The organism is Acinetobacter sp. YH16051, assembly GCF_013417135.1.
GTDB lineage: Bacteria > Pseudomonadota > Gammaproteobacteria > Pseudomonadales > Moraxellaceae > Acinetobacter > Acinetobacter towneri.
Genome location: NZ_VPEN01000129.1, coordinates 1 through 1,271 on the forward strand (window position 1 = coordinate 1; position 1,271 = coordinate 1,271).

A 1,271-nucleotide genomic window follows, 5' to 3' on the forward strand; every position below is an offset into this window, starting at 1 on the left:
AGTCCAAAAGGGTTTAGGTAAACCGGCATCAAACCAGGATAAAGCGGCATCTTCTTTGTCATCGTCAAAGACAAAGTAAATTGTGGTCAGGGGTGAATTTATCTGAATGTAGGGCTTTTTAACCGCGATGGATTTAGTACGGATGAGCATGTAGCCAGGCTTCTCATCCATGCAATATGGTTTATTTGGTAGACTCTCGAATAGATCGAGTTGCTGCTGTGTCCCCAATTCCGTTCTAAATTTAGTCAGTGTCGAGTGACTTTTTGTATAATTCATGGGTTTACACTTTAGTAAACCGCCTTTTGTTCTTTGCATATACTAAATTTGTGGTATATGATTATAACAAACACAAGACGGATTCATCTCCTTATTGTTGTTAAAGATACGAGCCTCGATTGATTCCATTCCGCCAAGTTTGAAAATCATCGGGGCTTTCTTTTGTAAGAATATAACTAATCAACAAAAAATTTCAATCAATAAAACTATATAAAATAATAAATTATCAAGATAGTTACGTAAGTTGCGCAAGTTAAATAATCTTATTATTTATAAACTATTGATCTAAATAGAAAACTTTATATAATGAATTTTAAATAAGTTACGTAAGTTAAATAATCAAGATGATAATTTTAGTTGGTGGTGAAAAAGGAGGGTCCGGTAAAAGTTGCCTCGCCCAAAATTTAGCTGTGTATTTACAAGCGAAAAAGAGAGATATTTTATTATTGGATGCTGATCCACAAGGTACTACTACTGATTGGATTAAAGAACGTGATGACAACAATAAAGTAGAAAGTATTCCTTCAGTACAAGCTGCTGGGAATATCCGTCAAATATTATTAGACCTGTCTAAACGCTATCAAGACATTATTATCGATGCAGGTGGTCAAGATTCTGAGGCTTTACGTTCAGCAATGACTATTGCAACTCATATGTTATTGCCATTTCGTCCTAAAAGACGTGATCTAAAAACATTGGTTCATGTTGAAAAGTTGATCCGATTAGCCAAAGCTGTAAATCCAGAGCTTTATACTCGAGCAGTTATTACTCAATGTCCAACTTTACCAAGTCAGTTTCAAAGAATATTAGACGCTAAAGAAGCATGTGAATCTTTTGATTTGATTCCACTTAACAATTTTACGTGTAATCGAAATATCTATGATGATGCTGATGAAAATGGATTATCTGTCTTTGAAATGTCATCTGATGAAAAAGCTAAACAAGAAATTGAACAAATTGCTAAAGAGTTTTTAGGAGATCTTTAATGGCACTTA

2 protein-coding genes are annotated in these 1,271 nt (G+C 33.9%); one reads left to right on the forward strand and one right to left on the reverse strand.

The features are described 5' to 3' along the window. The coding region (locus FTV41_RS14825; protein WP_179996776.1) for a replication initiation protein at positions 1–276 on the reverse strand (276 nt) is incomplete at its 3' end. 344 nt (positions 277–620) lie between these two features. Between FTV41_RS14825 and FTV41_RS14830 the strand changes: the two genes are divergently transcribed. Then, entirely contained in the window at positions 621–1,262 is a 642-nt protein-coding gene (locus FTV41_RS14830) for an AAA family ATPase (protein ID WP_004728244.1), read from the forward strand. Positions 1,263–1,271: the final 9 nt, after the last annotated feature.

What these genes read in the sequence shown, in the direction of transcription:
- FTV41_RS14830 (WP_004728244.1), top strand. Translation starts at nt 621, where the DNA reads ATGATAATTTTAGTTGGTGGTGAAAAAGGAGGGTCCGGTAAAAGTTGC.